At 36.1% G+C, this 12,674-nt stretch carries 12 protein-coding genes; 11 read left to right on the forward strand and 1 reads right to left on the reverse strand.

All coding sequences use genetic code 11. The features are described from left to right. Positions 1-2: 2 nt before the first annotated feature. The 4 genes from AC1M36_RS10745 (at position 3) to AC1M36_RS10760 (ending at position 5,654) form a co-directional block, all read left to right on the forward strand. Entirely contained in the window at positions 3-1,673 is a 1,671-nt protein-coding gene (locus AC1M36_RS10745; protein WP_431613026.1) for an IS200/IS605 family accessory protein TnpB-related protein, read from the forward strand. Between the two features lie 409 nt (positions 1,674-2,082). Continuing rightward, on the forward strand, positions 2,083-2,967 hold the full coding sequence (gene murQ / locus AC1M36_RS10750) for an N-acetylmuramic acid 6-phosphate etherase (protein WP_336450722.1): 885 nt from the start codon (positions 2,083-2,085) through the stop codon (positions 2,965-2,967). Between the two features lie 24 nt (positions 2,968-2,991). Further along, the gene (locus AC1M36_RS10755; protein WP_479845845.1) at positions 2,992-4,356 is read left to right on the forward strand and encodes a PTS transporter subunit EIIC; all 1,365 of its coding nucleotides are present in this window, start codon (positions 2,992-2,994) and stop codon (positions 4,354-4,356) included. Between the two features lie 236 nt (positions 4,357-4,592). After that, entirely contained in the window at positions 4,593-5,654 is a 1,062-nt protein-coding gene (locus AC1M36_RS10760) for a DUF871 domain-containing protein (protein ID WP_479845846.1), read from the forward strand. A 40-nt stretch (positions 5,655-5,694) separates the two neighbouring features. Here AC1M36_RS10760 and AC1M36_RS10765 read toward each other — a convergent pair whose 3' ends face one another. Further along, complete coding sequence (locus AC1M36_RS10765) at positions 5,695-6,603, reverse strand: DMT family transporter (RefSeq protein ID WP_479845847.1); 909 nt, start codon at positions 6,601-6,603, stop codon at positions 5,695-5,697. Between the two features lie 357 nt (positions 6,604-6,960). On the opposite strand from AC1M36_RS10765, the gene AC1M36_RS10770 reads away from it, so the two are divergent. The 7 genes from AC1M36_RS10770 (at position 6,961) to AC1M36_RS10800 (ending at position 12,651) form a co-directional block, all read left to right on the forward strand. Continuing rightward, positions 6,961-7,446 (forward strand): Lrp/AsnC family transcriptional regulator, encoded by a 486-nt coding sequence (locus AC1M36_RS10770; RefSeq protein ID WP_336450726.1) that lies wholly within the window; start codon positions 6,961-6,963, stop codon positions 7,444-7,446. A gap of 489 nt (positions 7,447-7,935) precedes the next feature. Beyond that, complete coding sequence (locus AC1M36_RS10775; RefSeq protein ID WP_336450727.1) at positions 7,936-8,391, forward strand: N-acetyltransferase; 456 nt, start codon at positions 7,936-7,938, stop codon at positions 8,389-8,391. 242 nt (positions 8,392-8,633) lie between these two features. Next, positions 8,634-9,212, forward strand: a complete 579-nt coding sequence (locus tag AC1M36_RS10780; protein WP_479845936.1) for a TetR/AcrR family transcriptional regulator — start codon at positions 8,634-8,636, stop codon at positions 9,210-9,212. A gap of 79 nt (positions 9,213-9,291) precedes the next feature. Then, the gene (locus AC1M36_RS10785) at positions 9,292-9,648 is read left to right on the forward strand and encodes a DMT family transporter (protein WP_241817106.1); all 357 of its coding nucleotides are present in this window, start codon (positions 9,292-9,294) and stop codon (positions 9,646-9,648) included. A gap of 2 nt (positions 9,649-9,650) precedes the next feature. Next, positions 9,651-9,965, forward strand: coding sequence for a DMT family transporter (locus tag AC1M36_RS10790; protein ID WP_336450729.1), 315 nt, complete (start codon positions 9,651-9,653; stop codon positions 9,963-9,965). 536 nt (positions 9,966-10,501) lie between these two features. Further along, positions 10,502-11,080 carry a TetR/AcrR family transcriptional regulator gene (locus AC1M36_RS10795; RefSeq protein WP_336451012.1) on the forward strand — a complete coding sequence of 193 codons (579 nt, stop codon included), beginning with the start codon at positions 10,502-10,504 and terminating at the stop codon, positions 11,078-11,080. Positions 11,081-11,439: 359 nt separating this feature from the next. Next, positions 11,440-12,651: an MFS transporter gene (locus tag AC1M36_RS10800; protein ID WP_479845848.1), complete on the forward strand. Its 1,212-nt coding sequence runs from the start codon at positions 11,440-11,442 to the stop codon at positions 12,649-12,651. The last annotated feature ends 23 nt before the right edge of the window (positions 12,652-12,674 follow it).

A 12,674-nucleotide genomic window follows, 5' to 3' on the forward strand; every position in this document is an offset into this window, starting at 1 on the left:
AGGTGAAGAAAGCGTATTTTTCGAAACGGATCTACAAGATAGATTTACCCCATGGGGTGGTAGCTGCAGTTACACAAACAATTGAAACATGTAATCGGGCGAAACGATTTGCATTTCAAACGATGGTTCGAGAAAAACGTTGGAACCGTAAGATGCATACAGATAGTCTTCATCTCGTTCTCAAGCGGAAATATCAATTGAATGATTATTATGCAAACAGTGCGGCGCAAGAAGCAAAGGCGTTGTTTACAGGTTTAATGGCGTTACAAAAACGATATGAGAAACAAACGCAAGAGAAGTTTAAGAAGCTCAAGAAAAAGTTGAAACAAGAACGGACAAAACTAACAAATCTTCGCAAAATCAAACAAAGTTGTGTGAAAGGAACGCTGACGTTTCCGAAAAACACCCGCTTCGCGAAGCACAACAACCTCATCTCCTTATCTCGTAAAAAAGACACCTTAATTTGGCTAAATGAATATCTGTTTGAACATCAATACTTAGATGTGCAAATCAAAAGAATTCAGGCGAAAATTGGTTATCTCACCCACAGACAATCCCGTTTAACGCAAAAACTTTCATCCGATCAAACGAATATTTCAAGCGCAGTATTTGGAAGCAAAAAACTGTTTCGCTCGCAATTTACCATCCGCGAGTTTGTACGTAACCATGACAAATGGAAAACATCATTTTCTCGTGCTCGAAATAAACAACTAATCCTATCTGGTCGGAAAGATGCCAAACATGGCAATTTTGTATTTCAGTATGTGCCGGAGACAAAAGACTTATGGATGACGACAAGTTCTGGGAAAACACTTATGTTTCCAGCTGTTACGTTCCCATATGGACAAGAAGCCATTGAAGAAGTAATCACAACTCAATTACAGTGTAAGAATAAGAAAAAACATGGCAAACCGATTGCATGGTCTGTGGAAGACTATGGTTCCTATTATATTGTGAAATGTTTAGTCGATGTACCGGAAAATCCACACACGAATTACAGCACATCAGATGGTGTCATCGGTGTAGATTGTAATCTTGAGCATTTTGCTTGGGCAAATGTAACGAAGGATGGAAATTACAAAGGAAGTGGTTCCCTTCGTTTTTCTATCATGGGGAAATCTACAGGACAAATCACAAAAATCATCGAAGTGGAAGCAATTCGCTTGGTGGACTTAGCGGATCGGTATAACAAGCCGATTGTCATCGAGAAGTTAGATACAACCCAATCGAAAACAGGGAATCGATATGGAAATAAACATGTGAATCGGATGAAGAGTATGTTTGCATATGAGAAGATGACAAGTGCCATTCTGAATCGTGCAGATAAAAGAGGCGTGGCTGTCTTTCAAGTGAATCCCGCTTATACTTCAATCTCCGGAAAGATGAAATACATGCGAAAATTCGGTATCTCTATTCATCAATCCGCTGCTTTTACGATTGGGCGTCGTGGATTAGGATATAAAGAAAAAGTGCCTCGGGTTCTGAAATCTTATATTCCAAAGAAAGAAGCGCACCACTGGAGTCATTGGCATCAATTAAACAATCGATTGGATATTCGCACACATCAGTTCTATCAGCTATACGATGTAGATCAGCCGACAGAAGCTTTACAAATCGAGCGGTTACACTTATTTGAAAATGAAAAGAAAAAACTAGCAAAACTATTTGCATGATAAAAAAGAACACTTTGTCCCAGATTTTTACGCCTATTACCAGAGCAGATAATAAGTCTAGGAACTGGATGCATGACAAAGTGTTCTAGCCTCGATATAAGAAAAAGTAGTTGTACCTGTTTTGTTTTCCACGGGAGATAGGATAGGTTGTCTTAGGGACATTACCGAACTTCTATATCGTTGTATCTTCTTTGTTGAACGAGGGGAACTGTTTTTGCCCGAGCAGAAGCAGGAGAATCCCCCACCTCAAGCTCGTTTAGAGGTAGGTGGGGTAGTTCAATTTGCATGAATAGACACAAAGTTGTTATAAAAGGAAATTATATTTCATAAAATAGGATTTAAATATTGATTTTAAATTTCACTTATATATAATGAAGGTGTGAAATAAAATTTCAAAGAGGGTGAGAATATGCTAGAAAATTTATCAACAGAACACCGAAATGAAAATACGATGAACTTAGATGACATGAGCATAAAAGAAATTTTACAAACAATGAATCGAGAAGATCGTAAAGTCGCTGTAGCGGTCGAAAATGAAATCGAGCAAATTGAAAAAATTGTTCAAAGTGTTATTTCCTCTTTTCAAAATGGCGGACGATTAATTTATATTGGCGCTGGTACGAGCGGGCGTTTAGGAATTTTAGATGCTGTTGAATGTCCACCGACATTCGGAACAGATGAGACAAAGGTACAAGGATTTATCGCAGGTGGATTGAAAGCGTTTACGAAAGCCGTGGAAGGTGCTGAAGATCGAGAGGATCTTGCCGTAGCGGATTTAAAGGCTATTGGGTTAAATGATAAGGACACTGTCATTGGAATTGCTGCAAGTGGCAGAACACCTTATGTTATAGGTGGATTAAAGTATGCAAATGCTGCCGGAGCAAGTACAGCTAGCATTTCATGTAATAAGGGCGCTGAAATAAGTAAATTTGCAAAAATTAGCGTAGAAGTAGAAACAGGTGCAGAGGTGTTAACAGGTTCTACACGCTTAAAGGCTGGAACGGCGCAGAAATTAGTGCTGAATATGATTTCAACTGCTTCTATGATTGGCGTAGGAAAGGTTTATAAAAATTTAATGGTTGATGTGCAATCAACAAATGAAAAGTTAGTTGAGCGCTCTAAGCGAATTATTATGGAAGCGACAGGTGCAGAGTACAAAGAAGCAGAGACATATTACGAGAAAGCAAATCGTAATGTGAAAGCTGCAATTGTCATGATATTACTGCAGTGCGAATATGGGGAAGCACTTGAAAAATTAACAGATGCGAAAGGATTTGTGAAAAAGGCATTGTAAAAAAATAGGGAGGGGGATTTTGCAATGAAGAAAGAACAAAGGATGGCCAATGAAATTACGGAGCAACTTGGGGGTATAAAAAATATTCTTGGTATTGCTCATTGTATGACGCGTCTACGTTTAACACTTCATGATGACAGTAAAGTGAATATGGAACTTTTGAAAAAAGTAGACGGTGTTATGGGTGTAATTGAAGATGAAACATTGCAAGTTGTCGTTGGGCCAGGAACTGTAAATAAAGTAGCCGCGGAAATGGAAGTCATAACGGGATTACGAATGGGTGAGGTTACTGAACAGCCTCTTGAAGAGCGTGGTCAAGACATGAAAGCAGCAATTAAGAAGAAAAATAATACGCCTGTTAAAAATCTATTGCGAAAAATCGGTAATATTTTCATTCCATTAATTCCAGGTCTTGTCGCATCAGGAATTATTAATGGTGTTGCCAACTTTGCGAAAAATGCAGGAGCAGATCCAAATGCTACGTGGCTGCAAATGCTACTTTTAATTGGTGGTGGTATTTTTACATTCCTTGGTATTCTGGTAGGCTTGAATACAGCGAAAGAGTTTGGAGGAACTCCAGTTCTCGGCGCGATTGCGGGTATTTTAATCTTCAACCCAGCTATGGCAAATGTGAAAATATTTGGTGAAGCAATGGTGCCGGGGCGCGGTGGGTTATTCGCTGTCATTTTTGCGGCTTGGCTTATGGTTGTTGTGGAAAGACAAGTGCGAAAAGCAGTACCAAATGCAGTAGATATTATTGTGACTCCGCTTATTACCGTATTGGTTGTAAGTTTAGTAACGATGTTAGCAATTCAGCCAGTGGCTGGTTTACTATCTGACGGAATTACAAATGGTATTAACGCTATTTTAAATGTTGGTGGAGCATTTGCAGGAGCAGTGCTTGCAGGAACATTTTTACCGCTTGTTATGGTAGGACTGCATCATGGTTTAACACCAATTCATATGGAGTTTATTAATCAAACACATGTAACTCCCTTATTAACTGTTTTAGCAATGGCAGGAGCTGGACAAGTAGGCGCAGCTATTGCGATTTTTGTAAAAACAAAGAACAAACGTCTTCGTAATGTAATTAAAGGGGCACTACCGGTTGGATTCTTAGGAATTGGTGAGCCCTTACTATACGGTGTTACATTACCACTGGGTAAACCATTTATTACCGCTTGTTTAGGAGCAGCAGTAGGCGGTGCATTCCAAGCAGTTATGAAAACGGCTTCACTCGGAATCGGTGTATCAGGATTATCATTAATTCCGTTAATTGCCGATAATAAATATTTATTATATTTTCTTGGTCTTGTGATTGCTTATGTCTTCGGATTTATCTTTACGTATTTCTCCGGATTTAAAGAAGAAATGGCGGAGAATATATAAATACGGATTGAAAAACCAACATAAAACCATTCCTTTTAGGTGGTGGAGAGGATCCGCCGGTGGATAGAAGCGGTCAGTTCCTTTTTTAGCCCCATGCCATGTGAAAACAGAAGGAGAAAATGAGTGGAAGTCTCTTTTGGGTTTTCATAGCCGCAATTGATATGTTGGAAAATCAAATTGGATTTATATAGAGAGAAAGGGATTCCTTTCTCTTTTTTATAGAAGGAGAGATTACGATGATCGGAGTTTCTATATATCTTTCAAAAGATCAAATGGAGGAGCAGGAAAAATGGTTGGAGACGGTGAGGGAGTACGGATTTTCTTCTATTTTTACTTCTCTGCATATTCCAGAAGATGACCCTAGAACGTATAAAGAGTTAATACAAATACTTGGAAAGCAAGCAAAAAAATACGAAATGGAACTGATGGTGGATGTTTCTCCAAAGTCATTACATCATTTAGGACTTACGTATGAAAATGTGGAACAACTATTAGAGTGGGGAATTACTGGTTTACGCATGGACTATGGGATAGCTCCGAAACAAATTGCACATGTATCACATAAGATGAAGATTGCTTTAAATGCGAGTACAATTACTGAATTTTTCTGGAATGAGCTTCTTGAGGAAAATGTGAAAGTAGAACATGTAGAAGCATGGCATAATTTTTATCCACGTCCAGAAACAGGACTAGCCAAATTATTTTTACAAAAACAAAATCAATTTTTGCATGAGTGCGGAATAAAAAAAATGGCATTTATTCCGGGGGATGGTGAAAAAAGAGGACCTTTATATGAAGGACTTCCTACATTAGAAAAGCATCGATATATACGTCCACTTGAGGCATATTTGGAACTTGTGCAAGATTGCTTCGTTGATAAAGTATTAATTGGAGATATAAGTGCCGCGGTGGAAAGTATAAGTGAAATTTCTAGCGTGAAAGAAGGAATTATTCCGATTCGATATAAGCCAGTTGTAGAAGAGAAACAGGTGTTAGAAAAGGTAGAGCGATTACACACGAACCGGCTCGATCCAGCACGTGATGTCATTCGTTCTGTGGAATCAAGAGAAGAATCCTCATTAGCCTTACAGCCTATAAATACAGTAGAAAGAAAAGTCGGATCGGTTACAATCGATAACGTATTGTATGGTAGATATGCCGGAGAGATGCAAATTACAATGAATGATTTACCTGGGAGCGAAAAGGTGAACGTAATTGGGAGCGTGATTGAAGAGGATCTGCCATTATTGTCTTATGTAGGAGCGGGACAGAAGTTTCAACTTATATCTGAAAAATAATAAAAAAATCGTCGATAATATGATATCGACGATTTTTTTGTTAGTGACTACGTGCTAAATTTGTACTCGGTTGTACAGTCGCTGTTTTAAAATGAGAAAATAAATAACAACCAGTAACGACAATGACAGTTCCTAAAATTTGTACCCACGTTAGCTCTTCGCCTAAGAATAAAAACGCTAAAATAGCGGTGAAAATTGGATTGAAATTTAAGAAGATACCTGACGTGGTTGCCCCTAATTTTTGAACACCAATATTCCAAAATACCATACAAACTACAGTTGAAATTAAACCTGTGTATAGCAGTGAAGTAATAAATGAAGCATTGATATGGGAAACAGTAAAGCTTGGTATGTTAAATGGAAGTAATAGGATGACACCGAAAATTCCAGAATATAAAGTGGCCATCATTGGCGAGGTCGTTTTTGTTGCCCATTTACTACAAACAGAATAAATGCCCCAAATACAAACCGCCGCAATCATCCATAAATCTCCGCTATTGAAATGTAATGAAAATAAAAGCGCGATATTTCCTTTTGAAAGAACGAGAAGAACGCCGAAAAAAGAAAGAATCATAGAAAGAATTTGAAGTCCATTTATTTTTTCTTTTAAGAATAAAGATGAAAATAATGCGATTGAAATTGCATTTAGTGTAGAAATAAGTCCAACGTTTGTTGCGGATGTGTGTTCTAATGCTAAAAACTGAAAAATGTTAAAGAGAACAACGCCGGTGATGCCCATAAGTAGTAAGGGCAGAATTGCGGCGCGCGGCGGGAGAAGCTTCTTCTCTTTAAACCAAACAATCGGTAATAAGCAAAGAACGGCAATGATCCATCTTAAACTTGTAAGCGTCATAGGAGACGCATGATCTACAAGTGATTTTCCAACGACAAAGTTTCCTCCCCATAGTAAGCTTGTGAGCAGTAGTAAAAAGACATAAAAATATGGCATAACTTGTGACTCCTTTTAGTAGTGTGTAAATAAAAACGACAAAACCCTTTCTTTTTAAAGAGGATCCGATTATGCATAGAAGCGGTGGATCCATGCCAATTAGAAAACAAAGAGAGAAAAAGAGAGCAGACCCTTTTTTGTTTTCAAAGCAGTGGCTGCTATGTGAAAATTTTTATATCGTATGAATTGTAAATAATTTTAGCATTTTTCTTTGTTATCTAATATATTCTTTTGTATAATGATGAAAATTCGATAAAATATTTTGTTTTAGGTTATAATTATGAAATTTTATTTGATTTAACTAGTGTTGTTATGCATTTTTTCGAAGAATCGTCGGTAAGAAAAAGGGGGATCTTTATGGAGTCATCTGTTATTAAAGTATTAGATGATTTGGACGTACAAATTTTAGATATTTTACAAAAGGAGTCACAAGTGAGTAATGCTGAACTTGCACGTCGTGTTAATTTATCACCGGCTGCGATGCATGCACGAATAAAAAGGCTAGAAGGGGAAGGTTTCATTAATAAACAAGTCGCGATTTTAAATCAAGAAAAGCTTGGATTTGATTTATTATCCTTTATTTTTATGAGTACAAATATTCATCAATCTGAAAAACTTGAAGTATTGGAACGAGAATTGGAGTCTATGCCTGAAGTATTGGAGTGTCATTGTTTAACAGGTGAATATGATTACTTGTTAAAGGTCGCAAATAGAGACCGGAAAGAACTTGAGCGTTTTATTAGAAAGTTAAATAAGCTTGGGATTACGCGAATACAGACGAGTTTAGCGCTAAGGGAGATTAAATCTTCTACGGTATTGCCGATACGGGATTTGGGAGAATAAGATTTAGAACCATTCTTTTTTGAGGGAAGAGAGGGTCCGGCCGAGCATAGAAACGGTCAGAGCCTTTTTTAGCCCCATGCCATGTGAAAACAAAAGGAGAAAAAGAGAGAAGGTCTTCTTTTGTTTTCGAGGCAGTAACTAGCATACTTAAAAATATTTTTGTATACATGCAAATTGAAAAATTGAGATAAGGCTATTCTTTTTTTGTGGGGAGAGAGGAGTTGGTGGTTTTTGTTTCTAGTCAAAAGTAAGAGTGAAATTCACTTATAGTTTCAACGTGACCTCCCGTTTTGGAGGTTTTTTGTTGTGCATTTGTATCATAAAAAAGCGAGAGATTGAAATGGGTATCATAAAAGAAATCGGTCTTTATTTTTATATAAAAAATTCAGAATAATAATTGACGTGACTAAGGAGTCGGTGTATTATTATATAAATTTATGAATTAATATACATTAGGAGTTATAAATATTTAATGTAAGGAGATAGATCATGCAAATTTCTAACGCAATTACAAGTGATGTAAAAGATATATATAACTTGATAGAAATATATTCGAAAGAGGGGGTTGTTCTGCCGCGTTCACTTTTGTCTCTTTACCAGTACTTACAGTGTTTGTATGTTGTGAAAGAGGGGGAGGAAATTTTGGGAGTTGCTGGTTTGCATGTGTTGGGGGAAGATCTAGCTGAAATACGTTCGTTAGTAGTTTCGCATACATATGCAGGAAAAGGGATAGGGCGTATGCTCGTCAACCATGTGATAGATGAGGCGGCAAAGATAAAAGTAAAAAGGGTCATCTCATTAACGTATGAAACAGCATTTTTCGAAAAATGTGGCTTCGATTTTGTAAATAAAGACTTATTGCCAGAGAAAGTATGGATTGATTGTAGACATTGCTCGAAATTTGATTGCTGTGATGAGGTTGCGATGATTCGATATGTGATTTGAATTTAAGAGCGTATGCAGCACATACTCAGTGCGAATGTATTGTCATCATTGAGTATGTGTGGTTTATGATCAGGCATATCTTTGAATTTAGCGAGTAGTATTTAATTTTTTATAAAGTAAAACTTTAATATATGTATGAACAAGATCAATTATAAAAAAAATTGTGATTGACATTTTATAAATCATCTATGTACAATATATATGAATGACATTCAGTCATTTTATTTCGTGGAAGGGTGTAGATAATGTCTAAAAAAGAAAAAATTGTATACGCTGCTATCGAATGTTTTAGGGAAAAAGGAATTGAAAAAACAAAGATTTCAGATATAGTGAAATCTGCTGGTATTGCGCAAGGAACCTTCTATTTATATTTTTCTTCAAAACTATCTGTAGTGCCTGCTATTGCAGAAGTTATGGTGGAGAAGATGATATGTGCAGTTGAAGAAAAAACAAAAGCTAGCTCTTCTTTCTTAGATACATTTTCGCAAATTGTAGATGCAATTTTTGAGTTTACAAAGGAACATCACGAAATACAAGCATTAATATATATCGGTTTAGCATCAACAGAACATATAAAGAAGTGGGAGAGTGTATATCAGCCTCTTTATGTTTGGATAAAACGTTTTTTAGAAGAAGCGAAGGATGCGAATGTAATACGGAATTCTATTCATGTTGAAAGAACTTCAAAACTTTTTATTGGTTTAATTGAATCAGCAGCAGAACAAATTTATTTATATGATTATGCAAAAGAGGAGGAAGCTAATTTACAAAAAGCTGAAGTTTTGGATTTTTTAACACATGCATTGAATATAGGAAAATAACTATCCATTGGATGTAACATGATGGATAAATTTTTTAAGCGGAAAATGAATGACAATCAGTCATAAAGGGTGGTAATTTATGAAAAATAAAGCTTGGTTATATGTAATATTAACATGTATTTTTGAAGTGTTTTGGGTATTTGGTTTTAACACAGCTCACACTTGGTGGCATTGGGTAATCATTATAGGAATTATTGGTATTGATTTTTACCTGCTTTCTAAAGCGTGTGAACATCTTGCGACAGGAACAGTATACGCTGTTTTTGCTGGAGCGGGAACTGTGGGAACTTTCTTAATGGATGTTTTTCTTTTTGGCGGAAGTTTTAGTCTAGGGAAATTATTCTTCATCGTTATGGTTGTAGCTGGCGTTATTGGTTTGAAGTTAGCTGATAACAAAGAAGAAAAAGAAGAAGAAGTTATGAAAGGAGCTGCTTAATAATGGGGTGGATTTTTGTTTTGTGTGCTGCAATAAGTGAAATTGTTGGAGTAATCGGTCTTAAAATGTACAGTAAGGATAAATCAATAACAAATGGTGCGATTTATCTAGGTGGATTTGGTATTTCTTTCGCATTCTTATACACATCTTTCCTGTTTTTAGAAGTCAGTGTAGCTTATGCAGTTTGGATTGGTATAGGGACAGCGGGTGCCGTTTTGTTAAATATGTTCTTATTTGGAGAGTCTAAAAGTAAGGCACGTATCATTAGTGTGGCTCTTATTGTATGCGGAGTAACGGGATTAAAGGCTCTTTCTTAAAAATAGAAAGACTTATTACAAAGTATACCCGATAGTACAGGAGGAGCTGTATTGGAGTTAATTCGTTTAGTTCTTATTTATCCCGCATTAACGGGCAGTAATACTCCCACCTCAAAATTCAGCGAGAGCAAAGAAGTTAGGTGGGAGATAAACTGTCCGTAAAAGCCCGATTGGTGAGGGCTAATAATCAGTGGGGGATGAAGAAAAACCCCACTGATTAAAGTTTCACCTTATACAGATATATAATGGAATGAAGAATAGATATAAAAACTCATATATTATGATTTGATCTCCTAATAGAAAAAGAAGAATATTCTTCTATGTTCTATTGGGGGATTTTCCTATGGAGAAAATAAAGATGGGATAGTCTAGATTACATCTCTTTTTTACTTTGAAAACCGCTTTTTAAATTTTGATTTGGTTACTCGAAAAATACATTAGAAAATTTTTTTAACTTTCACCCTATTGTTGACAGTACAATAAAACTTCATATAGAATGAATGACAGTCATTCTATACATGTGTGAAAGGACTCGGATAATGAATAAAAAAGAGAAAATTGTTTATGCAGCTATTGAAGTGTTTCAGGAAAAAGGAGTTGAAAAAACAAAGATCTCTGACATTGTAAAATTGGCCGGTATTGCCCAAGGGACTTTCTATTTGTATTTTCCTTCTAAATTATCTGTTATGCCTGCAATAGCAGAAGTTATGGTTGAAAAGATGATACACGCAGTAAAAGAGAAGGTACAAAATAATGAACCTTTTTCAAAGAAAGTTATGCAAGTGATAGATGCTGTCTTTGACTTTATAGAGGAAAATCGTGAAATACAAGCATTAATGTATGCGGGTCTTGCATCTACTGAGCATATAAAAGAGTGGGAAGCTGTATATGAGCCTCTTTATATGTGGTTAAGTCAATTTTTAAGTGAAGCAAAAGATTTAGGGGCAATTCGTAATTCAATTCACGTTGAAAGAACGGCAAAGTTATGTATCGCTCTTGTTGAATCTGCGGCAGAGCAAGTTTATTTATATGATCATAAACAGGATGATCAGGTCGATCTTCAGAAAGCTGAAGTACTAGACTTTTTAACGCATGCATTGGACATTCGTGAATAAATAGTTAGGTGAATCCATTTATAGTAAAGAGATGGGTTCATTTTGTTCGAAAATGAATGAAAGTCAGTCACTGTATCTTATATCAATGGGAAGTAAGATCCGACCTTAAAATTCAGTGTAAGCAAAGAAGTTAATGAGGATGAAGAAAAAAACTTACTGATTAAAGTTTCACTTTATGAAAAATAAGGTAAGAGGTAAATACTACAAATAAATCTCATCATTCCATTCATATAAAGGATATAGCTTTCACCAATTTTGTCCCGCTATTTGTGGAGGATGTCACTAATTAAAAATCCCTTAGGTATTATTTTGAAGAAGAGTTTCACATCAATGATTTTTACAGGAAGAGGTGTTAATAAATGAAGAAATCAATCAAAGAACAAAAGATGGTACTAATCATTCTTTTAAGCAATATATTCATTGCGTTTCTCGGAATTGGCCTCATTATCCCGGTTATGCCGTCATTTATGAATATTATGGGGTTATCAGGAAAAACGATGGGTTATCTTGTTGCTGTATTCGCAGTAGCCCAACTACTGATGTCACCATTAACAGGACGCTGGGTTGACCGTTATGGTAGAAAGAAAATTATCATAATTGGCTTATTTCTTTTTGGTACTTCAGAACTTATATTTGGTTTGGGAACAAATGTATGGGTACTTTATATAGCAAGGGTGTTAGGGGGGATTAGTGCTGCCTTTATTATGCCTGGTGTTACGGCATATGTTGCAGATATTACATCTATTCAGGAACGACCAAAAGCGATGGGATATCTTTCTGCTGCCATCAGTACAGGTTTTATTATTGGACCTGGAATCGGTGGTTTTATTGCAGAATATGGTATACGCGTACCCTTCTTTTTTGCGGCAGCCATCGCCTTTATCGCATGCGTTTCTTCCATATTTATTCTGAAAGAGCCGTTAACAGCGGAACAACTAGCAGAAATTTCGGCTAATACGAAGCAAACAAACTTTATTAGCGATTTAAAAAAATCATTAAACCCGCGTTACTTTATCGCATTTGTTATTGTATTTGTACTTGCTTTTGGTTTATCGGCATATGAAACTGTTTTTAGTCTATTTTCTGATCATAAGTTTGGTTTCACACCAAAAGATATTGCCGCTATTATTACAATAAGCTCAATCTTTGGTGTTGTTGTTCAGGTATTTCTATTTGGAAAGTTAGTAGATATATTTGGAGAAAAAGTCTTGATTCAGCTCTGTTTAATTACAGGTGTAATATTGGCGGTAGTCTCAACCTTAATCTATAATTTTTGGGTAGTATTAGCTGTAACTTGTTTTATCTTTCTCGCATTCGATTTACTTCGTCCGGCATTAACGACATTTTTATCAAAAGCAGCTGGAAAAGAGCAAGGATTTGTTGCTGGAATGAACTCAACCTATACGAGCTTAGGGAATATCGTCGGACCGGCTATGGGAGGAATATTATTTGATGTTAATATTCACTATCCGTATCTTTTCTCTGCTTTCATTATGGCTATTGGTCTTGGTATTACATTCATGTGGAAAGAAAAACAAATGGTAGAAAGTTTAGCGGAAAAAACAAGTTAAAATCTTTATCGTACTACGATAAA

This window comes from Bacillus sp. Medicinal_06 (assembly GCF_056711665.1).